Source organism: Pseudomonas sp. SIMBA_041 (assembly GCF_046535095.1).
Taxonomy (GTDB): domain Bacteria; phylum Pseudomonadota; class Gammaproteobacteria; order Pseudomonadales; family Pseudomonadaceae; genus Aquipseudomonas; species Aquipseudomonas mucoides.
Genome location: NZ_JAWRXJ010000698.1, coordinates 1 through 249, shown reverse-complemented (window position 1 = coordinate 249; position 249 = coordinate 1). Strand labels below are relative to the sequence as shown.

Below are 249 nucleotides of genomic sequence, written 5' to 3'. Positions count from 1 at the left end.
GGCGATGCGGTGTATGGCCTGGGGGCGGGGATCTTCTTCATCGGCTACTTCATCTTCGAAGTGCCCAGCAACCTGATGCTCAAGCGCAGCGGCGTGCGCAAGACCCTGTTGCGGATCATGTTCTGCTGGGGCCTGGTGGCCGCGGCGATGATGTTCGTCAGCACCCCGATGCAGTTCTACGTTCTGCGCTTTCTTTTGGGGGCCTTCGAGGCCGGGTTCTTCCCCGGGGTGATCCTGTATTTCACCTAC

Annotated in this window: 1 protein-coding gene; it reads left to right on the top strand. The window is 60.6% G+C overall.

Features of this window, described 5'->3' with window-relative positions:
• Positions 1 to 249: MFS transporter (locus SB725_RS32895; protein ID WP_410923661.1), on the top strand; the 249-nt coding region annotated here is incomplete at both ends.